This is a genomic window from Burkholderia sp. AU39826, assembly GCF_020419965.1.
In the GTDB taxonomy this organism is placed as follows: domain Bacteria; phylum Pseudomonadota; class Gammaproteobacteria; order Burkholderiales; family Burkholderiaceae; genus Burkholderia; species Burkholderia semiarida.
Genome location: NZ_JAIZQG010000021.1, coordinates 73,009 through 96,292, shown reverse-complemented (window position 1 = coordinate 96,292; position 23,284 = coordinate 73,009). Strand labels below are relative to the sequence as shown.

Below are 23,284 nucleotides of genomic sequence, written 5' to 3'. Positions count from 1 at the left end.
TCCGGAGGTTCAGAGGCTGCCTTTGGTCGACGGAATCTGCCCCGCCGCGCGCTCGTCGAGCTCCACCGCCGCGCGCAGCGCGCGGCCGAAGGCCTTGAACACCGTCTCGAGCTGATGGTGCGCGTTGATCCCGCGCAGGTTGTCGATGTGCAGCGTGACGCCCGCGTGGTTCACGAACCCGCGGAAGAATTCGATCGACAGGTCGACGTCGAACGTGCCGATCCGCGCGCGCGTGAACGGCACGTGGAATTCGAGGCCCGGCCGGCCGGAGAAGTCGATCACGACGCGCGACAGCGCTTCGTCGAGCGGCACGTACGAGTGGCCGTAGCGGCGGATGCCCTTGCGGTCGCCGATCGCCTTCGCGACGGCCTGACCGAGCGTGATGCCGACATCCTCGACCGTGTGGTGATCGTCGATATGCGTGTCGCCGTGCGCTTCGACCTCGAGATCGACCAGACCGTGTCGCGCGATCTGGTCGAGCATATGGTCTAGAAACGGCACGCCGGTGGCCAGCTTCTGCTGGCCGGTGCCGTCGAGATCGAGCTTCACACGGATCTGCGTTTCGCTGGTATTGCGAACGACTTCCGCCACACGCATGGCAATTCCTTGATTGAGTCTGATGTAAATGGGGATTGATCGTCGCGCGCCGCCGCGCCCTGGGCTCAACCGGGCAGCGCGAGTTTCAAGGCGGCCAGGAGGCGAGCGTTTTCGTCGGGAGAACCGACGGTCAGCCGCACGCATTCGGCCAGTAACGGATGCATTTTACTCACGTTTTTGACCAGCACCCGCTCGGTGAGCAGCGCATCGAACACGGCAGCCGCGTCCGGCACGCGCACCAGCAGGAAATTGCCGGCGCTCGGGAACACCGTCGCGCCCGGCAGCGAGGCCACCGCCTGCGCGAGGCGCGTGCGCTCCGCACGCAATTCGGCCGCCTGCGCGTCGAGCACGTCGAGGTGGTCGAGCAGGAAATCGGCGGTCGCCTGGGTCAGCACGTTGATGTTGTACGGCGGTCGCACCTTGTCGAATTCGTTCAGCCACGCGGGCGAGCCGACGAGATAGCCGAGGCGGATGCCCGCGAGGCCGAGCTTCGATACCGTGCGCATCACGACGACGTTGTCGAACTCGGCGGCGCGCGGCAGCCACGAGCGCTCGGCGAACGGCTGGTACGCCTCGTCGATCACGATCAGGCTGTGCCGCGCGGCCGCGACGATCCGTTCGACGTCGGCATCGTCGTACAGCGTGCCGGTCGGGTTGTTCGGATACGCGAGATAGACGATCGCCGGCCGGTGCTCGGCGATCGCCGCGAGCAGCGCGTCGGCGTCGAGCGTCAGGTCCGCCTTCAGCGGCACGCCGACGAATTCGAGCTGCGCGAACTTCGCCGACAGTTCGTACATCACGAAGCCCGGCACCGGTGCGAGCACCTTCGCGCCCGGCTTCGCGCACGCGACCGAGATCATGCTGATGATTTCGTCGGAGCCGTTGCCGAGCAGCACGTCGCAGCCGGCCGGCACGCCCATCGCATGGCGCAGCTTGTCGAGCAGCGCGGCCGGGCGCGGCGCCGGATAGCGGTTCAGCGCGACCTGCGCGAGCCGCTCGCCGAGCGCCGCGGCGAGCGGTTCGGGCAGCGGATACGGGTTCTCCATCGCGTCGAGCTTCACGAACCCGCTCGCGTCCGGCACCGGATAGCTGGTCATCGCGAGCACGTCGCGGCGGATGATGTCTTGTGGCGTCGTCATGGTTTCAAGCCGGCGTGCATCGCGCCGGCGTCAAATGGTCGGCAAGGCGGCGGCTGCCGCCCTGCACTGGTCCCCTGCCCCGATCCGGGGCGGCCGGCGCGGCGCATCGGCGCCTGCCCGGCCCCGCGCACCCTGCGCGCTCAGCCCTTCATCCGGAACTCGGCGCTCCTCGCGTGCGCCTGCAGCCCTTCGCCGTACGCGAGCTCGGACGCGATCTCGCCGAGCGTCTGCGCGCCTTCCGCGCTGACCTCGATCAGGCTCGAACGCTTGATGAAGTCGTACACGCCGAGCGGCGACGAGAAGCGCGCGGTGCGCGACGTCGGCAGCACGTGGTTCGGGCCCGCGCAGTAGTCGCCGAGGCTCTCGCTCGTGTAGCGGCCGAGGAAGATCGCGCCCGCGTGGCGGATCTGCTGGCCCCATTGCTGCGGCTCCAGCGCCGAGATTTCGAGGTGTTCCGGCGCGATGTCGTTCGCGATCCGGCACGCCTCGGCCATGTCGCGCACCTTGATCAGCGCGCCGCGGCCTTCGAGCGACGCACGGATCACGTCCTGGCGCGGCATGGTCGGCAGCAGCTCGTCGATCGCCTTCTCGACGCGCTCGAGGAACGCGCCGTCGGGGCACAGCAGGATCGATTGCGCGAGTTCGTCGTGCTCGGCCTGCGAGAACAGGTCCATCGCGACCCAGTTCGGATCGGTCGTCCCGTCGCACAGCACGAGGATTTCCGACGGCCCGGCGATCATGTCGATGCCGACCGTGCCGAACACGCGGCGCTTCGCCGACGCGACGTACGCGTTGCCGGGGCCGCAGATCTTGTCGACGGCCGGCACCGTCTGCGTGCCGTACGCGAGCGCGCCGACCGCCTGCGCACCGCCGATCGTGAACACGCGATCGACGCCGCCGAGCAGCGCGGCGGCCAGCACGAGATCGTTCTTCACGCCGTCCGGCGTCGGCACGACCATCACGATTTCGCCGACCCCGGCGACGCGCGCCGGAATCGCGTTCATCAGCACCGACGACGGATACGCGGCCTTGCCGCCCGGCACGTACAGGCCGACGCGGTCGAGCGGCGTGACTTTCTGGCCGAGCACCGTGCCGTCGCTTTCCGTGTACTGCCAGCTATGCGTGCCGCACTCGATCTTCTGCTTCTCGTGGTACGCGCGCACGCGGGCGGCGGCGGCTTCCAGCGCCGCGCGCGCCTTCGGCGCGAGGCCGTCGAGCGCCGTCTGCAGCGCGTCCTGCGGCAGTTCGAGCGCGCCGACGCTCGTCGCGCTCAGCCGGTCGAAGCGGTTCGTGTACTCGAGCACCGCGGCGTCGCCGCGCGACTTCACGTCGGCGAGGATCTTCGCGACCGATTGCTCGATCGCTTCGTCTTCGCTCGCCTCGAACGCGAGCACGGCGCGCAGCGCGGCGCCGAAGCCTTCGTTCGTCGAATCGAGCTTGCGGATGGTGATGGACATGGGAGTTCCGTTACGGTGATGCGCTCAACCGCCATTCTGCGACGCGCGTTCGAACGCGTCGAGGATCGGCTTGAGCGCCGCGCGCTTCAACTTCAGCGCGGCCTGGTTCACGACGAGGCGCGACGAGATCGCCATGATCTCCTCGACCTCGACCAGATTGTTCGCCTTCAGCGTGCCGCCCGAGCTGACGAGGTCGACGATCGCGTCGGCCAGGCCGACCAGCGGCGCGAGTTCCATCGAGCCGTACAGCTTGATCAGGTCGACGTGCACGCCCTTCGCGGCAAAGTGCTCGCGCGCCGTTTCGACGTATTTGGTCGCGACCCGCAGGCGCGCGCCCTGGCGCACCGCGTTCGCGTAGTCGAAGCCGGCCGGCACGGCCACCGACATCCGGCAGCGCGCAATGTTCAGATCGATCGGCTGGTACAGGCCCGAGCCGCCGTGCTCGACCAGCACGTCCTTGCCGGCCACGCCGAAATCGGCCGCGCCGTATTCCACGTAGGTCGGCACGTCGCTCGCGCGGACGATGATCACGCGCAGGTTCGGATCGGTCGTCGGCAGGATCAGCTTGCGCGACGTTTCCGGGTCCTCGGCCACCTGCACGCCGGCGGCGGCCAGCAGCGGCAGGGTTTCCTCGAAAATCCGGCCCTTCGACAGGGCGAGGGTCAGCGGCGCGCTCATGCTTGGCTCCCGGAAAGGCGGCGCACGTTCGCGCCGACGGCGGTCAGTTTGGCTTCCATGCGGTCGTAGCCGCGGTCCAGGTGATAGATGCGGTCGACGAGCGTTTCGCCGTCGGCGCGCAGCCCGGCGATCACGAGGCTCGCCGATGCACGCAGGTCGGTCGCCATCACGTTCGCGCCCGACAGCTTGTCGACGCCCGTCACGAGCGCGGTGTTGCCGTCGATCGTGATGTTCGCGCCAAGCCGGTTCAGCTCCTGCACGTGCATGAAGCGGTTCTCGAAAATGGTTTCGACGACCTGCGCGGTGCCCGTCGCGACCGTATTGAGGGCCATGAACTGCGCCTGCATGTCGGTCGGGAACGCCGGGTATTCCGACGTGCGGATCGTCACCGCCTGCGGGCGGCGGTCCATCTTCACGCGCAGCCAGCTGTCGCCTTCCTCGATCGACACGCCGGCTTCGCGCAGCTTGTCGATCACCGCGTCGAGGATGTGCGGGCGCACGCCCGTCAGCATCACGTCGCCGCCGGCGGCCGCGACCGCGCACAGGAACGTGCCGGCCTCGATACGGTCGGGGATCACCGCGTGGCGGGCGCCGTGCAGCCGCTCGACGCCCTGGATCACGAGGCGGTCGGTGCCGATGCCGTCGATTTTCGCGCCCATCGCGACCAGCAAGTGTGCGAGATCACTCACTTCCGGCTCGCGCGCGGCGTTTTCGATCACCGTCTCGCCGTCGGCGAGCGTCGCGGCCATCAGCAGGTTTTCCGTCCCCGTCACCGTGATCATGTCGGTCACGATGCGCGCGCCCTTCAGGCGCTTCGCGCGCGCTTCGATGAAGCCGTGCTCGATGCTGATTTCCGCGCCCATCGCCTGCAGGCCCTTGATGTGCTGGTCGACCGGCCGCGCGCCGATCGCGCAGCCGCCCGGCAGCGACACCTTCGCCTCGCCGAAGCGCGCGAGCAGCGGCCCGAGCACGAGGATCGACGCGCGCATCGTCTTCACGAGCTCGTACGGCGCGACGAGGTTGTCGACGCGCGACGCGTCGAGCTGCACGCGGCAGCCGTCGGTCTCGCTCTTCACGCCCATCTGGTTCAGCACCTTCAGCGTCGTGCGCACGTCCTTCAGGTTCGGCACGTTGTCGAGCTCGACCGGCTCGGCGCTGAGCAGCCCCGCGCACAGGATCGGCAGCGCGGCGTTCTTCGCGCCCGACACGACGATCTCGCCGGACAGGCGGTTGCCGCCTTCGATCGCGAGTTTGTCCATCCCCTGTCCCTGCGATTCCCCGTTGGCGGCCGGGTGTGCCGTGGCGACGCTCTGGACGGCGTCGCGCTCGTTGACGGTGACTTGCACTCAGTGATTTCCGTTTATGCGTTCTGCCATTCGGCGGGCGTCAGCGTCTTCATGCTGAGCGCGTGAATTTCCTGCTTCATGCGATCGCCGAGCGCCGCATAGACGAGCTGGTGCCGCTGGATCGGCCGCTTGCCTTCGAAGGCCGCCGACACGATCGTCGCGAAGAAATGCTGGCCGTCGCCTTCGACTTCCAGATGCGTGCAGGCGAGACCGCCGGCGATGTATTGCTTGACCTGTTCGGGAGTCGGCAACATGGTGTAAGGCTCCTGTCGGCGCGCGCCGCCCGTGGGGCGGCCGCGGCCTGTCGATATCAATGACGCAGTTTGTAGCCGGTCGCGAGCAGCCGCATCGCGATCAGCGCGAGCAGCACGAAGAAACCGGTGACGATCGCGAGGCTCGCGAACGGGTTGATGTCGGACGCGCCGAAGAACCCGAAACGGAAGCCGTCGATCATGTAGAAAAACGGGTTGAGACGCGACACCTCGCGCCACACGGGCGGCAGCGAGTGCGTCGAATAGAACACGCCGGACAGGAACGTCAGCGGCATGATCAGGAAGTTCTGGAACGCGGCGAGCTGGTCGAACTTCTCGGCCCATATCCCGGCGATCAGGCCGAGCGTGCCGAGGATCGCCGAGCCGAGCAGCGCGAACGCCATGATGAACAGCGGCGCCGCGAAGTGCATCGGGATAAACCAGATCGTCACGACGAACACGCCGGTGCCGACCGCGAGCCCGCGCACGACCGACGCGAGCACGTACGCGCCGAAGATGTCGCGGTACGACAGCGGCGGCAGCAGCATGAACACGAGGTTGCCGGTGATCTTCGACTGGATCAGCGACGACGAGCTGTTCGCGAACGCGTTCTGCAGCACGCTCATCATCACGAGGCCCGGCACGAGAAAGCTCACGTACTCGACGCCCGGATACACCTCGACGCGGCCCGACAGCGCGTGGCCGAAGATCGTCAGGTACAGCAGCGCCGTCACGATCGGCGCGAGCACCGTCTGGAACGACACCTTCCAGAAACGCAGCAGTTCCTTGTAGAACAGCGTCCGAAACCCGCTTCCCGGCACGCGCCGGGCCGCCCCTTCGAGCGGCAGCGAACGCAGTTCGCGTGGGGAGTGTTGATTCATGCCAGACCCTCGATCACCTCGGCCCCGTTCATCACCTGGACGAACACATCCTCGAGGTCGGCCTTGCGGACCTCGATCTCGTCGAACGTGCAGCCGGCCGCGCGGCATTGCGCGAGGATGCGCTCGACCTCGTCATAGCTCGCGAGGCGCAGCAGGTGCTCGCCCGGTGCGCGCGCGGCCGGGTCGGTCTCCAGCCCGCGCAGCTCGGCCGGCAGCGCGCCCGTCGCGAGCCGCAGGTACAGCTGCAGCCCCGCGAAGCGGCGCAGCAGCGCGTCGGTGCGGTCGAGCGCGACGACTTCGCCCCGGCGCAGCATCGCGATGCGGTCGCACAGCGACTCGGCTTCCTCGAGGTAATGGGTGGTCAGCACGATCGTGTGACCCTCACGGTTCAGGCGCGAGATGAATTTCCACAGGGTCTGGCGCAATTCGACGTCGACGCCGGCGGTCGGCTCGTCGAGCACGATCACGGGCGGCCGGTGCACGAGCGCCTGCGCGACGAGCACGCGGCGCTTCATCCCGCCCGACAGCGCACGCATGTTCGCGTCGGCTTTCTCGGTGAGATCGAGATTGGCCATCACTTCGTCGATCCAGTCGTCGTTGCGGCGCAGCCCGAAATAGCCGGACTGGATCCGCAGCGTCTCGCGGACAGTGAAGAACGGGTCGAAAACGAGTTCCTGCGGAACGACGCCGAGGGCGCGGCGCGCGTTGCGGAAGTCCTGGACGACGTCGTGACCGCGCACCGAGATACTGCCTTCGTCGGCCCGGGCGAGCCCGGCGAGGATACTGATGAGCGTGGTCTTGCCTGCGCCGTTGGGGCCGAGCAGACCGAAAAACTCGCCTTCCTCGACCGACAGGCTGACGCCCTTGAGCGCCTGAAGCGACTTGTAGCGCTTCTTGACGTGACGGATTTCTATGGCTGACATGACTGTGCGCGACGCAACGGCCGCGACGCCTATTCTGTGCTTGCTGCGAAAGAAAATGGGGGCCGGACGCCGATTGGCTGCCCCGCAAAACGCTTGATTATAGGGCAAACCGGCTGGGGGAGCCGGCGCCGACGGCGCGCGGCCTGAAGCGTGCGCGCGCCGGCTGGCGCGGCAGGCTTCGGTCGGACAGGGTCAATGTCGCCCGGCGCCTTCGATGAGCGCGTCGACGCCGTAGGCGCGCGCGAGGCTGGCGAGCTTCGGAGGGAGATTGAGGATGTCGAGGGCCACGCCGCGCGCTTTGGCGGCACGTTGCCATGCGAGCAGCACGGCGAGCGCGGACGAGTCGAACTGCGCGAGCGCCGCGCAATCGACGGCGGTCGCGCCCGCGCCGATGCGCGCAAGACCGTCCGCGAGCGCGGACTTCGCGCTCGTGACGGTCAGCGAGGAGCCGGCTTCGAAGCCGCTCACGACGCCTGCTTGCCTGCGGCAAGCTCCTGGTTGCGCTGCGTCAGGAACTTGATCAGGCCGTCCACGCCGCTTTGCTGGATCTTCTCGTTGAACTGTTGCTGGTACGTCTGGATCAGCCATGCGCCGAGCACGTTCAGGTCGTACACCTTCCAGCCGTTCGCCGTCTTGTACAGGCGGTAATCGATCTGGACCGGCTGGCCGTTGTTCATCGCGACCGTCTTGACCACCACGTCGGTATCGGCCGGATCGGCGCGGAACGGCGGGTACTGGATCTGCTGGTCGGGCTTCAGTTGCGCGAGTGCGCCCGAGTACGTGCGGATCAGCAGCAGCTTGAACTGCTCCTGAACCTGCTGCTGCTGCTCGGCCGTCGCCGTGCGCCAGTTGCGGCCCATCGCGAGCTGCGTCGTGCGGCGGAAATCGGTGTACGGCAGGATGTCCTTGTTGACGATCGAGATGATGCGGTTGGTGTCGCCCTGCTTGATCGTCTGCTGCTTGACTTCGTCGAGGACCTGCTGCGTCGCCGTCTTGATCAGCGCCTGCGGGTTCGACTGGTCGACTTCCGCGTGAGCTGCGCCGCCGAACGAGAACAGCGCCGCGAAAACGGGGATCAGGAACAGTTTTTTCATCATAGTGGCCTGCATGAATGAGTCGATGCGAAGGTTGGAGCAGGTAGCTTACGCGCAAGTTCGCATACGCTACCGACTGAATCGTTTCCGGCTGTAACGAATGTAAGCCCGTCAGTGCAGCCGGATGCTCGGGAACCGGAGCCCTCCCGGCGACGGCGGCGCCACCTGCATCGCCGGTACGTTCGTCTCGCTGGCCGGGTTCGGCGCTTCGGCCGTGCCCGAGGCCGGCGCGGCAACCGCCGCGCCCGATGCGCCCGCCGGCGCCGCCCCGCCCACCGCCGCCGCGCCCGCGGTACCGGCCGCGCCGGCTGCCGCCGGTGCCGCGCCGTCTTCCGGCAAGTCGTACTTCGGCAGCGCGTCGTTGCTCGACGTCGCGGCGGCCTCGCCGCGCGCGTTGCTGATCAGCATCTGGCGGCGCTGCAGATACGCATTGCGCACGAACGAATACTTGTCGAGCGCCGCGGCATCCAGCACGTCGCCCGCGCCGAGCAGGTTCGCGCGCGTGTTGACGAGGTTCACGCCGAACAGGCCCCAGCTCAGGCCGTCCGGCTTCACGTAGGTGAGCGGGTTGCCGACGTAGTCGACGCCGAGGCCGGCCGTGTCGCGCAGCGTGCTCGGGCCGAGCAGCGGCAGCACGAGGTACGGGCCCGACGGCATGCCGTAGCGGCCCATCGTGATCCCGAAGTCGGCCGTGTGCTTCGGCAGCTTCGCGATCGTCGCGACGTCGAACAGGCCGCCGACGCCGAACACCGTGTTGATCACGACGCGCATGATGTCGCCGACGCCGTCGGCGATCCGCAGCTGCACGATGTTGTTCGCCGCGATGTAGACGTCGCCGATGTTCGAGAAGAAGTTCGTCACGCTGTCACGCACCGGCTGCGGCACCACGTACTGGTAACCCTTCGCGACCGGCTTCAGCGCGTACGTGTCGACCGTGTCGTTGAACTTGTACATCGTCCGGTTGAAGCCTTCGAGCGGATCGCCCTTGGTCGGCGTCTGCACGGTCGCGCAGCCGCTCAACGCGGCGACTGCCGCAACCGCCAGCGCGGCGTGCCTGATGCGGATCGTGTGCATGGTCATTACCCTCTTGTCTTTCTCTCGTGTGGTTATTGGGCTGCAGCGCCGGACACCGCGGACGCCGGCACCGCCACCGGCGCGGGCGCGGCGGGCGCCGCCGGTGCCCCGGCTGCCGGCTTCGCGCCGCCCGCGTCGGCGGCCTTGCTGTACAGGAACTGGCCGATCAGGTTCTCGAGCACGATCGCCGATTGCGTCATCGTGATGGTATCGCCGGCCTTCAGCATTTCGGTGTCGCCGCCCGGATCGAGGCCGATATATTGCTCGCCGAGCAGGCCGGACGTCAGGATCTTCGCCGACGAATCCTTCGGGAATTGATACTGACCGTCGACGTCGATCGTGACGACCGCCTGGTAGGTGTTGGTATCGAACCCGATCGACTTCACGCGGCCGACCACGACGCCCGCGCTTTTCACGGCCGCACGCGGCTTCAGGCCGCCGATGTTGTCGAATTTCATTCTCACCGAGTAGGTCGGCTGAAACGACAGCGAGCTCATGTTGCCGACCTTCAGCGCCAGGAACAGCACCGCGAGGAAGCCCACCACCACGAACAGGCCGACCCAGAAGTCGAGAGCAGTCTTTTTCATCGTCATCCCAAAATTTGGCTTGGCTGAGGCTTAGCTGAACATCAGCGCGGTCAGCAGGAAATCGAGGCCGAGTACGGCGAGCGACGCGAACACGACCGTCTTGGTGGTCGCGCGCGACACGCCTTCGGGCGTGGGCTTCGCTTCATACCCTTGAAACAGTGCAATGAAGGTCACGGCGAACCCGAACACGATGCTCTTGATCACGCCGTTGCCGACGTCGGCCCACACCTGGACCCCGCCCTGCATCTGCGACCAGAACGCGCCCGGATCGACGCCGATCAGCACGACGCCGACGAAATAGCCGCCGAGCACGCCGACCGCGTTGAAGATCGCGGCCAGCAGCGGCATCGCGATGATGCCGGCCCACATGCGCGGCGCGATCACGTTCTTGATCGGGTCGACCGCCATCATCTCGAGCGCGGTAAGTTGCTCGCCGGCCTTCATCAGGCCGATCTCGGCCGTGAGCGACGTGCCCGCGCGGCCCGCGAACAGCAGCGCGGTGACGACCGGCCCGAGCTCGCGCACGAGCGACAGCGCGACCAGCAGGCCGAGCGCCTGCTCGGAACCGTAGCGGTTCAGCGTGTAATACCCCTGCAGGCCGAGCACGAAGCCGACGAACAGCCCCGACACGGCGATGATCACGAACGAATAGTTGCCGAGGAAGTGGATCTGCTTCGTGACGAGCCGCGGCCGGCGCAGCAGCGGGAAGAATTCCAGCACGAGGCGCACGAACAGGCGCGTGCCGTAGCCCGCCCGCTCGAGGCCGCCGATGACGTAACGTCCGATCGCGCTGATCATGCGCGCCCTCCGCCGAGCCCGAAATCCGCTGCCAGCGGCGGGCTCGTGTAATGAAATTTGAACGGGCCGTCCGGCGCGCCGTCGATGAATTGCCGCACGCTCGGATCGGTCGACGCGCGCAGCTCGTCGGGCGTGCCCTGCGCGAGCACGCCGCCATTGGCCAGAAAATACACGTAGTCGGCGATCGCGAACGATTCCGGCACGTCGTGCGTGACGAGGATCGACGTCGCGCCGAGCGCCTGGTTCAGCGTGCGGATCAGGTTCGCGGTGATGCCGAGCGAGATCGGATCGAGGCCCGCGAACGGCTCGTCGTACATGATGAGCTGCGGATCGAGCGCGATCGCGCGCGCCAGCGCGATGCGGCGCGCCATCCCGCCCGACACCTCGGACGGCATCAGGTCGCGCGCGCCGCGCAGCCCGACCGCGTTCAGCTTCATCAGCACGAGGTCGCGGATCAGGTCTTCGGGCAAATCGGTGTGCTCGCGCAGCGCGAACGCGACGTTCTCGAACACCGACATGTCGGTAAACAGCGCGCCGAACTGGAACAGCATGCCCATCTTGCGGCGCAGCGCGTACAGGCCGTCGCGCGTTTGCGCGCCGACGTCGGCGCCGTCGAACAGCACCTGGCCGCGGCGCGCACGCACGAGGCCGCCGATCAGGCGCAGCACGGTGGTCTTGCCGCAACCCGAGCCGCCCATGACCGCGACGACCTGCCCGCGCCCGAAGCGCAGGTTCAGGTTGGACAGGACGAGGCGGTCGCCATAGCCGAAGTCGACGTCGCGAAGTTCCAGCAGGGTCTCGGTAGGAGTGGGGCTCACGGAGCTGACAGTCCTTTTACGCAGAACGCCGAATTATAGGGCCTGCATTGGAATGATGTCGTGACGCCGTTCCGGGCCCTGCGGTCAATGATTGTCAAATTGTCCGGCAAAGCACTGCTGCAGTGCAATAAGCGCCGTCCGATAATCGGCCGCGCCCGTGACCGCGCTGACCACCGCGACGCCGCCGACGCCCGTGCCCAGCACGGCCGGCAGCGTGTCGACCCCGACCCCGCCGATCGCGACGAGCGGCGCGCTCGCGCCGGCGAAGCGCGCGTAGCGGGCAATCCGCGCGAGGCCCTGCGGCGGCGCGGCGACGGCCTTGGTGGCGGTCGCGTACACGGGGCCGAGCGCGAGATAGCTCGGCCGCGCGTGCAGCGCGCGCAACATCTCGTAATAACCGTGGCTCGAAAGTCCGAGCCGCAGGCCCGCACGCGCGATCGCGGCCAGGTCGGCCGTTTCGAGGTCCTCCTGGCCGAGATGCACGCCGTACGCGCCTTCTTCTACCGCGATCTGCCAGTGATCGTTGATGAACACGCGCGCATCGGGATAGCGGCGCCCCGCCGCGACCGCGCGCGCGATTTCCCGGCGCAGCGCGTCCGGCGCCGCATCCTTCACGCGCAATTGCACGGTTCGCGCGCCGCCGTCGAGCACGCGCTCGACCCATGCGGCGCTCGGCACGACCGGATAGAGGCCGAGCCGCGCGGGGCACGGCGCGAACGCCGGCTCCGGCGCAGGCGGCAGCCCGGCGACACGCGGGAATCGCGCGGCATCGACCGGCCATGCGTCGGCGGCGCGCGTCTCGTCGCCGTCACGCCACGCCAGCGCGAGCACCAGCGCGTCGACCGGCGCGAAGCCGCAATCGAGGAACGCGGCGAGCGCCGCGATCCAGTCGTCCGCGAGCGGATGCGCGGCGTCGAGCGCGTAGCGCACGCCGGCCGCATGCAGCACGGCGCCGCCCTCGTCGAATTCGATCGCCACCGCGTCCGGCGACGCAGGCCGCGACACGGCCGACGCACGCGCCTGCGCGGCACGGTCGCCCGCCGACACGATCAGCACGTCGCCGTCGGCCGGCAGGTCGGGCGCCGCCACGCAGAGCCGCCACGGCGCCGCGCCACCCTCCGGCCAGTCGCCGAGCCGCGCGCGAATCCGCTCGGCCGCTTCGGCCAGTTCGTCGGCCGGCGGCCAGAACGCATTGGCGAAGCGCGCGCTCATGCGCCGCCCCCGTCCTGGTGCCAGAACGGCATCCCGACGACCGGCGTGCTCGCGTGCGCGGTCTCGCGCGCATCCATCGGGCCGGCGAGATACGCGGCGCGGCCGGCCTCGACGCCCTGCGCGAACGCGCGCGCCATGATTTCCGGGTGCGTGGCCTGCGACACGGCCGTATTCAGCAGCACGCCGTCGAAGCCCCACTCCATCACCTGACACGCGTGCGACGGCACGCCGAGCCCCGCGTCGACGATCAGCGGCACGTCCGGCAGCCGTTCGCGCAGCACGCGCAGACCGTACGGATTCACGACGCCCTTGCCGGTGCCGATCGGCGCGCCCCACGGCATCAGCGCCTCGCAGCCGACGTCGAGCAGGCGCCGGCCGATCACGAGATCCTCGGTGCAGTACGGCAGCACCTTGAAGCCGTCCTTGACCAGTTGCGCCGCGGCTTCGATCAGCCCGACCGGGTCGGGCTGCAGCGTGTAGTCGTCGCCGATCAGTTCGAGCTTGATCCAGTCGGTATCGAATACCTCGCGCGCCATGTGCGCGGTGGTCACCGCTTCGGCGACGGTCTGGCAGCCGGCCGTGTTCGGCAGCAGCGGCACCGCGTGGCGCTTGAGCAGGTCGAAGAAGCCGGCTTCGGCCGTGCCGCCCGTCATCTGCCGGCGCAGCGCGACCGTCACCATTCCGGGGCGCGACGCGGCGATCGAATCGGACAGCGACTGCAGCGACGGATAGCGCGACGTGCCGAGCAGCACGCGGCTTGCGAAGGTTACGCCGTACAGCGTGAGCGCGTCGGCGGAGGTGGGGGACGTCATGTCGTTTTCCTGGAAGAGCGGGGACGAACCGGCGGCGCTCAGCCGCCCGCGACGGGGTGCACGACGTCGAGCTTGTCGCCCGCCGCGAGCGCGCGCGCCGCATGCTGCGTGCGCGCGACGAAGTTGCCGTTCAGCGCGACCGCGTACGGCGGACGCGCGCCGTACGCGGCCAATGCGTCGGCCACCGTCGCGCCGTCGGGCAGCGTCAGGGTCTGTTGATTGATCTGGATATCCATGAGGCTCGGTCGGATTCGGTCGGCGGCGCGCGTCAGGCCGGCTGGCGCGCGTCGTTACGGTGATGAAGCAGGGTCGGCCAGCGGGCGGCGGCGCGCCACGCGGCGAACGCGTCGGGATCGCCGAGCGCGCCGCCGAGCGCGGCCTGCGCGAACGCGACGGCCGCCTGCGCGACTTCCGGCGCGATCATGAAGCCATGCCGGTACAGGCCGTTGACGGCGAGCGTCGACGCGCCGTCCCAGATCACGGCCGGGCGATGATCGGGCAGCGTCGGCCGGCATTGCGCGTTGAGTTCGAGGATGCGTGCCTCGCCGAACGCCGGATGCACGGAAAACGCCGCGCTCAGCAGTTCGAGCGCGGAACGCACGCTGACGGGCGACATGTCCTCGCCCTCCACCTCGGTCGCGCCGATCACATAGAGATCGTCCTGCTTCGGCGCGACGTACAGCGGATAGCGCGGATGCAGCAGCCGCACGGGCCGCGTGAGCCCGATGCCGGGCGCATGCACGCGCGCGACTTCGCCGCGGATGCCGCGCAGCGCCGGCAGCGCAGGTTTCGCGCCGAGCCCGCGGCAATCGATCGTGAAATGCGCGGTGGGCGGGTTCGTGTCGTCGACCGACGCGTGCCAGTGCGTTTCGACGCCGCGCTGCGCGAGGCCCGCCGCCAGCGCGCGCAGCGCCTGACGGTTGTCGAGCTGGCCTTCGCGCGGCAGCAGCAGCCCGCGTGCGAAGCGGCCCGCGAGCGCGGGTTCGGCCGCGTCGACCTGCGCACCGGCCAGCGTGACGAAGCCGCCATCGAACAGCTCGGCCGGCGCGTTCGCACGCACGCGCCGCTCGAACAGCGGCGCTTCCGCGCGGTCGGCTTGATGCCAGACGACGAGCGTGCCGTGCTGCTGGAAGAAGACGGGTTCGGGCAGTTCCGCGAGCCACTGCGGCCAGCGCGCAAGCGACGCGACGCCGAGCTCGGTGATCAGCAGTTCCGCGCTCGCGGCTTCCGCGAGCGGCGCGAGCATCGCGGCCGCGACCCACGCGGCCGACTGCTCGCCGTCCGGGCCGCCGCGCTCGTAGAGCGCGACGCGATGGCCGTCGCCGGCGAGCCGCCATGCGATCAGGCGGCCGACGAGGCCGCCGCCGAGCACCGCGAAATCGGGCCGTGCGTCCCGGACGTTCATCGCCCGCCCTCCGCGCGCTCACGCGCGACGAACGTCGACGCGTGCGCGCCGCCGCATGCGAACGCACGCGACATCGGGCCGGGAACCGTGCAAAAGACTGAAGATTGTGCGGTCATCATTCCTTCCGTAACGCGCAATGCGCGTACCCAAAAGGACGAAACCGGCAGCAAAGGCCGGCCGGGCGGGACTCGGGCGCTGACCATGTGGGATGGCGGCCAGCGCGGCCCGGCGGGATCAGAAACTTCCCTCGCCGGTATTACCCGGATCGGGTGCGAAGGGTCTTTCTCAGCCTCGCCGCGCTGCCCGGAACATCCGCCGGCCGCGTCACGAAGCACCCCTGTTTCGTCGTCGGCCATTAGACCATAAAAGCGGAAAGCGCCGCAAACTGTCCCCGTTGCGGCAAATTCGCCGGCGTGTTGCGCCGCTCTGGCACAATGCCCGCAGGCCGGCCGCGCGAGCGGCCGGTTGCCGCGTCACCGCCGGTTTTTAAGTGCCGTTTAAGACGCACGGGCGACCATCCGGACGCCCGCCGTCAGTCGGCGCCGCGCCCCGGCATGCCGTATCGCGGCGCGCGCCCCGGTTTCACCCGGCCCGCGCGCCGGCTCATCATCAGGAAGCACATGACCCAATCGATCGATCCCGTCCGCTCCGCCTCCGACGCGCCGCAGGACGAGCGCCCGGTATCCGCATGGAGCCTCATCAAGCCCTACTGGGTGTCGTCCGAATGGAAAATCGCGTGGGGGCTGCTGGTCACGATCATCGCGATCAACCTCTGCGTGGTCTGGATCAACGTCCGGCTGAACAAGTGGAACGCGCAGTTCTACAACGCGCTGCAGTCGAAGGACGTCCACGACTTCCCGAACCTGTTGATGCAGTTCTCCGCGCTCGCCTTCGCGTTCATCATCCTCGCCGTGTACGGCCGCTACCTGCGCCAGATGCTCGGCTTCCGCTGGCGCCAGTGGCTCACCGACCGTTTCCTCGGCCAGTGGCTCGGCAATCGCGCGTTCTACCGGATCGAGCGCGACCGCCTCGCCGACAACCCCGACCAGCGGATCACCGACGACCTCCAGTCGTTCGCCACCACGACGCTCGCGCTGTCGCTCGACCTGCTGTCGACGGTCGTCACGCTCGTGTCGTTCATCACGATCCTGTGGTCGCTCGCCGGTGCGCTGACGTTCACGCTCGGCGCGACGCCGATCGCGATTCCCGGCTACATGGTGTGGGCGGCCGCGCTGTACGCGGTGGTCGGCTCGCTAATCATCCAGAAGGTTGGCCATCCGCTCGTGTCGATCAACTACCAGCAGCAGCGCGTCGAGGCCGATTTCCGCTTCGGGCTGATCCGCGTACGCGAGAACGCCGAGCAGATCGCGTTCTACGACGGCGAGAAGACCGAGACCGGCAACGCGCGGAATCTGTTCATGCGCATCCGCGACAACTGGTGGCGCGTGATGAAGTACACGAAGCGGCTCACGTTTGTCCTGAGCTTCTACGGGCAGATCGCGATCATCTTTCCGCTCGTCGTCGCGGCGCCGCGCTACTTTGCCGGTGCGTTCTCGTTCGGCGTGCTGATGCAGATCTCGTCCGCGTTCGGCACGGTCAGCGATTCGTTCTCGTGGTTCATCAACAGCTACTCGACCCTCGTCGAATGGCGCGCCACCGTCAACCGTCTGCGCGAATTCAAGCGCGTGATGGGCACGTCGCACCTGAAGGAAAGCCTGTCGCCCGCGACCGAGCACGGCGGCATCAACCTGCACTACATCGACGCCGCGAAGCTGTCCACGTCGTCGCTCAAGCTCGCGCTGCCGAACGGCAACGCGCTCGCCAACATCGGCGACGTCACGATCGAGCCCGGCTCGCGCTGGCTCGTGGTCGGCAAGTCCGGTTCCGGCAAGAGCACGTTCATGCGCGCGCTCGCGGGCCTGTGGCCGTTCGGCGACGGCGCGATCGACGCGCCGGTCGGCGCGCGGATGATGTTCGTGCCGCAAACGAGTTACTTGCCGATCGGCACGCTGAAAGCCGCGCTCACCTACCCGGCGACGCCCGACACGTTCAGCGACGAAGCGTGCCGCGACGCGCTGCGCGCGTGCCGCCTCGAGGATTACGTCGAGCGCCTCGACGAAACCGCGCACTGGACCCGCGTGCTGTCGCCGGGCGAGCAGCAGCGTCTGGCCGGCGCGCGCGTGCTGCTGCACAAGCCCGACTTCCTGTTCCTCGACGAAGCGACCAGCGCGCTCGACGCCGACAATGAGGCGCGCCTCTATCACCTGTTCGCCGAACGGCTGCCGAAGGCCGCGATCGTCAGCATCGCGCACCGCGAGTCGCTCGCCGCGTTCCACGTCGGCACGATCAACGTCGAGCGCGTGAACGACGACGACAAGGTCGCCGCGTGAGCGCACGCGCCGCGCCCATCGCACGGATCGCGCTGATCACCGGCGCAGGTTCGGGGATCGGCGCGGCGCTCGCGCGGCGGCTCGCGGCGCCCGGCGTCGCGCTGGCGCTGCATGCGCGCGGCGCGGACGATGCGGCACGCGCGCGGCTCGCCGACGTCGCCCATGCGTGCACGGCGGCCGGCGCGGAATGCCTGACGCTGACCGGCGATCTCGGCGAGCCGGGTGTTGCCGCCGCGCTCGTCGACGCAACCGCCACGCGCTTCGGCGCGCTCGACCAGCTCGTCGCGAACGCCGGTTTCGCCGCACGGCAATCCTTTTCCGATCTTTCCGCGGACGCGCTCGCGTCCGCCTTCGCGGCGATGCCCGGCGCATTCTCCGCGCTCGCGGGCCGCGCGCGGCCGCTGCTCGAAGCGTCGGCCGCACCGCGGATCGTCGCGGTCAGCTCGTTCGTCGCGCACCGCTACCGCGCCGATGCGCCGTTCGCGGCCACCGCCGCCGCGAAAGCGGCGCTCGAATCGCTGGTGCGCACCGCGGCCGCCGAATTCGCCGCGCACGGCATCACCGTCAACGCGGCCGCGCCGGGTTTCACGCGCAAGGATCACGGGCCGAGCGCCGGCAACGCCGCCGCGTGGGCGCAGGCCGAACAGGCGACGCCGCTCGGCCGGATCGCCGAGCCCGACGACGTCGCCGCGCTGATCGCGTTCCTGCTGTCGGACGCGGCGCGGCAGATCACCGGCCAGGTCATCCACGTCGATGGCGGCCTGACGCTCTGACGCGTCGCCCTTCCCTCCGCCCTTTCCGCACGAACCCGAAGCCGCCTTTTTGGCGGGCAGGATCGCGCCCGTAAAATAGCCGCGACGCGGCAGCGCGGGACCAGACGAGGCGACAGGGGGCGGCAAGCATGCAGGCATTCCAGTGGTTCAACGAACTATCGACGCGCGAACGCCGGACGCTGTATGCCGGCTTCGGCGGCTATGCGGTCGATGCGTTCGACTTCATGATCTATTCGTTCCTGATTCCGACGCTGATCGCCACCTGGGGCATGACGAAGAGCGAGGCCGGGATGATCGCGACGAGCTCGCTGATCTCGTCGGCGATCGGCGGCTGGGTCGCCGGCATCCTCGCCGACCGCTACGGCCGCGTGCGCGTGCTGCAGTGGACGATCGCGACGTTCGCGCTGTTCACGTGCCTGTCCGGCTTCACGCATTCGTTCTGGCAGCTTCTTGCGACGCGCACGCTGCAGGGTTTCGGTTTCGGCGGCGAATGGTCGGTCGTGACGATCATGATGGCCGAGACGATCCGCTCGCCCGAGCATCGCGCGAAGGCCGTCGGCACCGTGCAGAGCAGCTGGTCGTTCGGCTGGGGCGCGGCCGCGATCCTCTACTGGGCGTTCTTCGCGCTGCTGCCCGAGCAGGTCGCGTGGCGCGCGTGCTTCTGGATCGGCATCGTGCCCGCGCTGTGGATTCTCTACATCCGCCGCAACGTCAGCGATCCCGACATCTACACGGCCACGCGCCGCGCGCGCGACGAAGGCCGCGTGTCGGGCCATTTCCTCGAGATCTTCTCGCCGCCGCACCTGCGTGCGACGCTGTTCGGCAGCGCGCTGTGCACCGGCATGCTCGGCGGCTACTACGCGATCACGACGTGGCTGCCCACCTATCTCAAAACCGTGCGCCACCTGTCGGTATTCAACACGAGCGGCTATCTGGTCGTGCTGATCGTCGGTTCGTTCGTCGGCTACGTGGTCGGCGCGATCCTGTCCGACCGGCTCGGCCGCCGCGCGTCGTTCATCCTGTTCGCGATCGGCTCGTTCTCGCTCGGCATGGCGTACACGATGCTGCCGATCACCGATACCGCGATGCTGCTGCTCGGCTTCCCGCTCGGCATCGTCGTGCAGGGCATCTTCGCGGGCATCGGCGCGTATCTGTCGGAGCTGTATCCGGGCGCGATCCGCGGCTCGGGCCAGGGCTTCTGCTACAACCTCGGCCGCGGGCTGGGCTCGTTCTTCCCGATTCTCGTCGGCGCGCTGTCGCAGTCGATGTCGCTCGTGAAGGCGATCGGCCTCGTCGCGGGCGGCGGCTACCTGCTCGTGATCGTCGCGGCGCTCGTGCTGCCGGAAACGCGCGGCAAGTCGCTCGCCGACGATCCGGCCGTCGCGTCGTGAGCCACCGTTTCGTTCCGGACACCGCATGCACGTGATCGTTCTCGGCGCCGGCGTGATCGGCGTCACCACCGCCTGGCACCTGCGCGAAGCAGGCTGCGACGTCACCGTGATCGAACGCGAGGCCGACGTCGCGCAAGCGACGAGCCTCGGCAACGCAGGCGTGATCGCGCCCGGCTACGTGACGCCGTGGGCCGCGCCCGGGATGCCCGGCAAGATCCTCAAATACCTGTTCAAGCCCGCGTCGCCGCTGATCTTCCGGCCGACGCTCGATGCCGCGCAGTGGCGCTGGATCGCGCGCTGGCTGCGCGAATGCGAGTTCGAGCGGTTTCGCGTGAACAAGCAGCGGATGCAGCGCATCGCGTATTACAGCCGCGCGTGCCTGCATGCGTTTCGCGAACGTCATCCATTCGACTACGGCGCGAGCCGCGGCTACCTGCAACTGCTGCGCGGCGCGTTCGACGTCGAGATGGCGCAGCCCGCCCTGAAGGTGCTGCGCGACGCCGGCATCGCGTTTCGCGAACTGGATGCCGCCGGCTGCACCGCGATCGAACCGGGCCTGCGCTGGGCGCGGCAGCCGCCCGTCGGCGGCATCTACCTGCCCGACGACGAAGCGGGCGACTGCGCGCGCTTCACGCGCGAATTGCGGGCGCTGTGCGAAGCGAACGGCGTGACGTTCCGGTTTCGCACCGCGATTCGCGCGCTCGATGTCGCGGGCGGCAAGGTGCGCGGCGTGCGGGTCGACTCGCTCGACGCAGGCGCCGCCGTCCGGCGCGATGCGCTGCTCGCCGCCGACGCGATCGTCGTCGCGCTCGGCGTCGACAGCGCAGGCCTGCTGCGGCCGCACGGCATCGACGTGCCGCTGTACCCGGTGAAGGGCTACTCGGCCACGCTCGTGGTCGTCGACGATGAAAAGGCGCCGTGCGCCGCGCTGATGGACGAATCGCTGAAGACCGCGATCACGCGCTTCGGCCCGACGCTGCGCGTCGCCGGCACCGCGGAGCTCGGCAACCGCCGGGCGGCATTGCGGCAGCAGGCGCTCGACACGCTGATGAAGGTGCTCGACGACTGGTTCCCGCACGCGGCCGATCGCGCGTCGGCGCGTTTCTGGGTCGGCCGCCGGCCGATGACGCCCGACGGCCCGCCGCTGCTCGGCGCGAGCGGGATCGACGGCCTCTGGCTCAACGTCGGCCACGGCTCGACGGGCTGGGCGATGTCGATGGGGTCGGGAAAGGTGGTGGCGGATCTCGTCACCGGACGGACGCCGGAGATCGATCTGGCCGGGCTGACGCTCGCGCGCTACGACGGGTAGTGCAGCCGGCCGGTCGTACCGTCGAAGCGATGCACGGTCGCGACCAGCGGCATGGCGCGCGGCCGTCGGCGCGGGTCGCTACCGCGGCGGCGTCCGGCCTTCGGCCGCGGCGATCGGCGCCCCGCTACCGGCACTCCCGGCCGATCAAGAGTCGATCGAGATCGAGCGAGGCCAGCTACATCACGACTGTTACGTCACCGGGCGCGAAAGAACTCGGATGCTTCCGCTCGGTAAAACCAGCGCAATGATGTCGGGCGACCGACTGATTCGGCAGCAATCCTCAAACAGCGCTTACCGCCGCAGGTTGAATCCCCGGCGGGCATACGTCTCCTGAACAAATACCCCCTTCGCCTTAGACCGCCTCGTAACTGTTGGACACATTGCCCGCCAACAGGACGTGTCGAGAAAAGCATCCCCGCATTTCGATTTTTCTCGCCTCTTGTCGGAACGCTACGCAATGGGAACAGGGCAGCCAGCTGGCCCTGCATTTTCAGCGCTCCGTGGCCCAGAGCCGGCATACGGGGGATTTCGAGACAAGGCGGAGCCGTCGCATGCCTCCATGAATCTCGTTTCATACCATTCCGCAGGATCAATCCAGACGACTTCGTCACGAAGACGTGCAAGAGAAATTCCTTGCCGATCGCAGAAAAAAATATAACCGTCTTACGTTCAGACCTGCCAATCAATCATCGAAATCACCACTGCACGGGGCATGAAATGACGACACGCAATCCTTGGAAACAGATAAACCAATCCGCCAAAGAACAACAACAGCCTTGGATGCGGCGACGTTTTCTGGTTGCGTCAACAGTCCTCCCATTTGGCACGCTGCTGAAGCACGCGACGGCCGTGGCTCAGAACAATGTGCTTCCGCCCATCACGATCACAGCACCACAGCCACCGGATTTCAATTTCGGTGATTTCGGCGTCAAGGTAAACGACATTCCGGGCGCCAATCCCGGAGCCGGAATTCCAGCACCGACGGTTTGCTTCAATCAGTATTGCACATCAAATTTCATGTTGCTTTTTGCAAACACGGGAAACATGATCCGCGCCACCGATATGTTCCTCAAACACCTCGAGATATTTGGCAAAAACGACACGGTATTCTGGCGAAATCAACTAACACTGGTAGGCGGCTTCACTCCGTGGCTGGCCCTTGGTGGCTACAAGCATTTACCCGGCGGCAACCCATATGGATTTAGCTTCGAGCCTGGGCAATATGCCAACATCACTGCATTATTCGGCATATACATTGGCCAGTCACACGGCATCCCTCCGACGAGCACATTTTCATCGTATGGAAACCCATTGATGTTCGTCGAAGCAATCAATCACTGGATACACGGAGACGGAACCCAACAAACCATCAATATTGAATCTCTCAACTTGAAAATGGGCATTGCCGATTTCAGAGAAATAGCGAAAGCCGTTGAGAATCCCGGGTACGGCCCCGGCACCTACTCGTTCGACACAGCTTTCAGCACCAACATCTTCAATCACGGAACAAAGGACCTCTGGAGCGCCTCGGTCTTTGGGCGAGTATCCGGCAGAATACGTGGCACGCTTGTGATGCTTGAGGACAATACATATCGGTTTGACGGCTACTACTCGCTCAATCCCGATCGGTTCGATGCGGATCCTTCCAACCGGCCATTCCTCCAGGAGGCTGCGACGACGTTTCTCGCCAAGCTCGGCGCCGTCTTGGGACACAAGGACTATCAAATCAATTTTTTCGGTGAAAAACATCTCTCGTTCTCAGGCCAACGGCCGGTGAAGAATGCAGGCACACGCCCACCTCAGGCAGTCCATAGACCGTCGTTCGGTGGACTAATGCGCCCGCCTCGCTAGCATGCCACCGGGCGGCTCCGGAAATGTGGCTGCCCGAGTCAATCTCCCATGTTCTTTACGTCCCATCGGGCATTTCATGAGTTCCAAAGCCATGCGAGGCGTTCTTAGGCTAGTTCTTTGGCTGGTTGGCGCAGTAATCTGCGCCTATACGCTGCTGTTCATCGTCGTCGCGACTTCCCGATATGAGAGAACCGAAGGTAGTTGCCCCGACATGTCCCTCGACGCGCTACGGAAAAATGTCCAGGCCCGTCTTCTCGACGAGCATGGAATACCGCCGGGCAGCATCCAATTCGACGGCGCGCCGGAGTATCACGCATGGAAGCTGGGTGTGTGGGAATTCCCGCTGCGCGTCGAGGGAACCCGATATACCGCGATGATCGATTGCAACGGGCAGCTTGCAAGCTACGGGCGAACCATCGATCCGTTAGGCGCCCCAACCGGGCAAGCCTATGATCGCCCACCGCTTCAGAAATAAAAAAACCGGGCGCCCTCTCGGAC

General features: G+C 67.5%; 24 protein-coding genes and 1 riboswitch. Of the genes, 6 read left to right on the top strand and 18 right to left on the bottom strand.

Going from position 1 to position 23,284, the window contains the following annotated elements:
- Window positions 1–9: 9 nt before the first annotated feature.
- The 18 genes from hisB to LGM42_RS27005 form a co-directional block, all read right to left on the bottom strand.
- Complete coding sequence (gene hisB / locus LGM42_RS27090; RefSeq protein ID WP_006477126.1) at window positions 10–597, bottom strand: imidazoleglycerol-phosphate dehydratase HisB; 588 nt, start codon at window positions 595–597, stop codon at window positions 10–12.
- A 65-nt stretch (window positions 598–662) separates the two neighbouring features.
- Entirely contained in the window at window positions 663–1,736 is a 1,074-nt protein-coding gene (gene hisC, locus LGM42_RS27085; protein WP_226233784.1) for a histidinol-phosphate transaminase, read from the bottom strand.
- A gap of 140 nt (window positions 1,737–1,876) precedes the next feature.
- Entirely contained in the window at window positions 1,877–3,193 is a 1,317-nt protein-coding gene (hisD, locus tag LGM42_RS27080; protein WP_059577262.1) for a histidinol dehydrogenase, read from the bottom strand.
- Window positions 3,194–3,217: 24 nt separating this feature from the next.
- Entirely contained in the window at window positions 3,218–3,871 is a 654-nt protein-coding gene (hisG, locus tag LGM42_RS27075; protein ID WP_034209773.1) for an ATP phosphoribosyltransferase, read from the bottom strand.
- Window positions 3,868–5,217 carry a UDP-N-acetylglucosamine 1-carboxyvinyltransferase gene (gene murA, locus LGM42_RS27070; protein ID WP_059640178.1) on the bottom strand — a complete coding sequence of 450 codons (1,350 nt, stop codon included), beginning with the start codon at window positions 5,215–5,217 and terminating at the stop codon, window positions 3,868–3,870. Before murA ends, hisG begins: the two co-directional genes overlap by 4 nt.
- Window positions 5,218–5,231: 14 nt before the next feature.
- Window positions 5,232–5,471 carry a BolA family protein gene (locus LGM42_RS27065; protein WP_006477131.1) on the bottom strand — a complete coding sequence of 80 codons (240 nt, stop codon included), beginning with the start codon at window positions 5,469–5,471 and terminating at the stop codon, window positions 5,232–5,234.
- Window positions 5,472–5,527: 56 nt separating this feature from the next.
- A complete protein-coding gene (locus LGM42_RS27060; protein WP_226094291.1) occupies window positions 5,528–6,349 on the bottom strand; it encodes an ABC transporter permease in 822 nt (273 codons plus the stop codon).
- Window positions 6,346–7,272 carry an ABC transporter ATP-binding protein gene (locus LGM42_RS27055; protein WP_011694114.1) on the bottom strand — a complete coding sequence of 309 codons (927 nt, stop codon included), beginning with the start codon at window positions 7,270–7,272 and terminating at the stop codon, window positions 6,346–6,348. Before LGM42_RS27055 ends, LGM42_RS27060 begins: the two co-directional genes overlap by 4 nt.
- A gap of 192 nt (window positions 7,273–7,464) precedes the next feature.
- Window positions 7,465–7,740, bottom strand: a complete 276-nt coding sequence (locus LGM42_RS27050; RefSeq protein ID WP_226233781.1) for a lipid asymmetry maintenance protein MlaB — start codon at window positions 7,738–7,740, stop codon at window positions 7,465–7,467.
- The gene (locus LGM42_RS27045) at window positions 7,737–8,366 is read right to left on the bottom strand and encodes a phospholipid-binding protein MlaC (protein WP_060966864.1); all 630 of its coding nucleotides are present in this window, start codon (window positions 8,364–8,366) and stop codon (window positions 7,737–7,739) included. Before LGM42_RS27045 ends, LGM42_RS27050 begins: the two co-directional genes overlap by 4 nt.
- 111 nt (window positions 8,367–8,477) lie before the next feature.
- Complete coding sequence (locus tag LGM42_RS27040) at window positions 8,478–9,440, bottom strand: VacJ family lipoprotein (RefSeq protein ID WP_059640236.1); 963 nt, start codon at window positions 9,438–9,440, stop codon at window positions 8,478–8,480.
- Between the two features lie 32 nt (window positions 9,441–9,472).
- Complete coding sequence (mlaD, locus tag LGM42_RS27035) at window positions 9,473–10,033, bottom strand: outer membrane lipid asymmetry maintenance protein MlaD (RefSeq protein ID WP_059577270.1); 561 nt, start codon at window positions 10,031–10,033, stop codon at window positions 9,473–9,475.
- A 24-nt stretch (window positions 10,034–10,057) separates the two neighbouring features.
- Window positions 10,058–10,825, bottom strand: coding sequence for a lipid asymmetry maintenance ABC transporter permease subunit MlaE (mlaE, locus tag LGM42_RS27030; RefSeq protein ID WP_050013133.1), 768 nt, complete (start codon window positions 10,823–10,825; stop codon window positions 10,058–10,060).
- The gene (locus LGM42_RS27025; RefSeq protein ID WP_006477138.1) at window positions 10,822–11,643 is read right to left on the bottom strand and encodes an ABC transporter ATP-binding protein; all 822 of its coding nucleotides are present in this window, start codon (window positions 11,641–11,643) and stop codon (window positions 10,822–10,824) included. The genes mlaE and LGM42_RS27025 overlap by 4 nt, the downstream gene beginning before the upstream one ends.
- A gap of 84 nt (window positions 11,644–11,727) precedes the next feature.
- Entirely contained in the window at window positions 11,728–12,855 is a 1,128-nt protein-coding gene (thiE, locus tag LGM42_RS27020; RefSeq protein WP_226233779.1) for a thiamine phosphate synthase, read from the bottom strand.
- Window positions 12,852–13,667 carry a thiazole synthase gene (locus tag LGM42_RS27015; protein ID WP_059577272.1) on the bottom strand — a complete coding sequence of 272 codons (816 nt, stop codon included), beginning with the start codon at window positions 13,665–13,667 and terminating at the stop codon, window positions 12,852–12,854. Before LGM42_RS27015 ends, thiE begins: the two co-directional genes overlap by 4 nt.
- A gap of 38 nt (window positions 13,668–13,705) precedes the next feature.
- Entirely contained in the window at window positions 13,706–13,903 is a 198-nt protein-coding gene (thiS, locus tag LGM42_RS27010) for a sulfur carrier protein ThiS (protein WP_027783340.1), read from the bottom strand.
- Between the two features lie 32 nt (window positions 13,904–13,935).
- Window positions 13,936–15,072: an FAD-dependent oxidoreductase gene (locus LGM42_RS27005; RefSeq protein ID WP_226233777.1), complete on the bottom strand. Its 1,137-nt coding sequence runs from the start codon at window positions 15,070–15,072 to the stop codon at window positions 13,936–13,938.
- Window positions 15,073–15,297: 225 nt separating this feature from the next.
- Window positions 15,298–15,421: riboswitch (TPP riboswitch) on the bottom strand.
- Window positions 15,422–15,692: 271 nt separating this feature from the next.
- Between LGM42_RS27005 and LGM42_RS27000 the strand changes: the two genes are divergently transcribed.
- From LGM42_RS27000 to LGM42_RS26975, 6 genes are all read left to right on the top strand, one after another.
- Window positions 15,693–17,462 (top strand): ABC transporter ATP-binding protein/permease, encoded by a 1,770-nt coding sequence (locus LGM42_RS27000; RefSeq protein ID WP_226233775.1) that lies wholly within the window; start codon window positions 15,693–15,695, stop codon window positions 17,460–17,462.
- Window positions 17,459–18,235, top strand: coding sequence for an SDR family NAD(P)-dependent oxidoreductase (locus LGM42_RS26995; RefSeq protein WP_226233773.1), 777 nt, complete (start codon window positions 17,459–17,461; stop codon window positions 18,233–18,235). Before LGM42_RS27000 ends, LGM42_RS26995 begins: the two co-directional genes overlap by 4 nt.
- A gap of 128 nt (window positions 18,236–18,363) precedes the next feature.
- On the top strand, window positions 18,364–19,626 hold the full coding sequence (locus tag LGM42_RS26990; protein ID WP_226233771.1) for an MFS transporter: 1,263 nt from the start codon (window positions 18,364–18,366) through the stop codon (window positions 19,624–19,626).
- A 25-nt stretch (window positions 19,627–19,651) separates the two neighbouring features.
- Complete coding sequence (locus LGM42_RS26985; protein ID WP_226233770.1) at window positions 19,652–20,935, top strand: D-amino acid dehydrogenase; 1,284 nt, start codon at window positions 19,652–19,654, stop codon at window positions 20,933–20,935.
- A 633-nt stretch (window positions 20,936–21,568) separates the two neighbouring features.
- The gene (locus LGM42_RS26980; protein ID WP_226233768.1) at window positions 21,569–22,786 is read left to right on the top strand and encodes a lipid II-degrading bacteriocin; all 1,218 of its coding nucleotides are present in this window, start codon (window positions 21,569–21,571) and stop codon (window positions 22,784–22,786) included.
- 76 nt (window positions 22,787–22,862) lie between these two features.
- Entirely contained in the window at window positions 22,863–23,261 is a 399-nt protein-coding gene (locus tag LGM42_RS26975) for a hypothetical protein (protein WP_124863168.1), read from the top strand.
- Window positions 23,262–23,284: the final 23 nt, after the last annotated feature.

What these genes read in the sequence shown, in the direction of transcription:
- LGM42_RS27065 (WP_006477131.1), bottom strand. Translation starts at nt 5,471, where the DNA reads ATGTTGCCGACTCCCGAACAGGTCAAGCAATACATCGCCGGCGGTCTC.
- mlaE (WP_050013133.1), bottom strand. Translation starts at nt 10,825, where the DNA reads ATGATCAGCGCGATCGGACGTTACGTCATCGGCGGCCTCGAGCGGGCG.
- LGM42_RS26990 (WP_226233771.1), top strand. Translation starts at nt 18,364, where the DNA reads ATGCAGGCATTCCAGTGGTTCAACGAACTATCGACGCGCGAACGCCGG.
- LGM42_RS27015 (WP_059577272.1), bottom strand. Translation starts at nt 13,667, where the DNA reads ATGACGTCCCCCACCTCCGCCGACGCGCTCACGCTGTACGGCGTAACC.
- thiE (WP_226233779.1), bottom strand. Translation starts at nt 12,855, where the DNA reads ATGAGCGCGCGCTTCGCCAATGCGTTCTGGCCGCCGGCCGACGAACTG.
- hisB (WP_006477126.1), bottom strand. Translation starts at nt 597, where the DNA reads ATGCGTGTGGCGGAAGTCGTTCGCAATACCAGCGAAACGCAGATCCGT.
- hisD (WP_059577262.1), bottom strand. Translation starts at nt 3,193, where the DNA reads ATGTCCATCACCATCCGCAAGCTCGATTCGACGAACGAAGGCTTCGGC.
- LGM42_RS26985 (WP_226233770.1), top strand. Translation starts at nt 19,652, where the DNA reads ATGCACGTGATCGTTCTCGGCGCCGGCGTGATCGGCGTCACCACCGCC.
- LGM42_RS27040 (WP_059640236.1), bottom strand. Translation starts at nt 9,440, where the DNA reads ATGCACACGATCCGCATCAGGCACGCCGCGCTGGCGGTTGCGGCAGTC.
- hisC (WP_226233784.1), bottom strand. Translation starts at nt 1,736, where the DNA reads ATGACGACGCCACAAGACATCATCCGCCGCGACGTGCTCGCGATGACC.
- thiS (WP_027783340.1), bottom strand. Translation starts at nt 13,903, where the DNA reads ATGGATATCCAGATCAATCAACAGACCCTGACGCTGCCCGACGGCGCG.
- hisG (WP_034209773.1), bottom strand. Translation starts at nt 3,871, where the DNA reads ATGAGCGCGCCGCTGACCCTCGCCCTGTCGAAGGGCCGGATTTTCGAG.
- LGM42_RS27045 (WP_060966864.1), bottom strand. Translation starts at nt 8,366, where the DNA reads ATGAAAAAACTGTTCCTGATCCCCGTTTTCGCGGCGCTGTTCTCGTTC.
- LGM42_RS27060 (WP_226094291.1), bottom strand. Translation starts at nt 6,349, where the DNA reads ATGAATCAACACTCCCCACGCGAACTGCGTTCGCTGCCGCTCGAAGGG.
- LGM42_RS27005 (WP_226233777.1), bottom strand. Translation starts at nt 15,072, where the DNA reads ATGAACGTCCGGGACGCACGGCCCGATTTCGCGGTGCTCGGCGGCGGC.
- LGM42_RS27055 (WP_011694114.1), bottom strand. Translation starts at nt 7,272, where the DNA reads ATGTCAGCCATAGAAATCCGTCACGTCAAGAAGCGCTACAAGTCGCTT.
- mlaD (WP_059577270.1), bottom strand. Translation starts at nt 10,033, where the DNA reads ATGACGATGAAAAAGACTGCTCTCGACTTCTGGGTCGGCCTGTTCGTG.
- LGM42_RS27000 (WP_226233775.1), top strand. Translation starts at nt 15,693, where the DNA reads ATGACCCAATCGATCGATCCCGTCCGCTCCGCCTCCGACGCGCCGCAG.
- LGM42_RS26975 (WP_124863168.1), top strand. Translation starts at nt 22,863, where the DNA reads ATGAGTTCCAAAGCCATGCGAGGCGTTCTTAGGCTAGTTCTTTGGCTG.